Origin of the sequence: Campylobacter sp. 2018MI34 (genome assembly GCF_016598975.1) — a bacterium.
Classification (GTDB): Bacteria; Campylobacterota; Campylobacteria; order Campylobacterales; family Campylobacteraceae; genus Campylobacter_D.
On the sequence record NZ_JAENKS010000270.1, the window covers coordinates 1 to 382 of the forward strand.

Consider the following 382-nt stretch of genomic DNA (forward strand, 5'->3'; position numbering starts at 1 on the left):
TTCGTAGCCCTTCGCCAGACCCTTCAGGAACCCGGCGAGCATCGCGGGCTTCTTCTCGATCGTGTCCTTGGTGGCGTAGAGCGGCAGTGCATAGAGCTGCACGCCGGCGTCCCACAGGCGAAGCGTAACCGGCGGCTGGCCCAGCCCCTTGATCGCCGTCGTGGAGGTCAGCCAACCGGTCACCGCATCGGTCTGGCCGGTCAGCAAAGGCGCGAAGTCCGAGCCGATGACCACGGCCTCGACGTCCTTCTCGGGGATGTTGTGCTTCTTCAGGAGCGCCGAGAGCAGGATCTTGCCGGTCGCCTGGATGCCGATCTTCTTGCCGACCATGTCCTGCGGCTTGCGGATCGGTTTCTTTTCGAGCGAGAAGAAAGTGTACGGG

The 382-nt window shown here is 63.6% G+C and carries 1 protein-coding gene; it reads right to left on the minus strand.

Going from position 1 to position 382, the window contains the following annotated elements; translation table 11 throughout:
- The coding region (locus tag JG676_RS08765) for an ABC transporter substrate-binding protein (RefSeq protein WP_200218000.1) at window positions 1-382 on the minus strand (382 nt) is incomplete at both ends.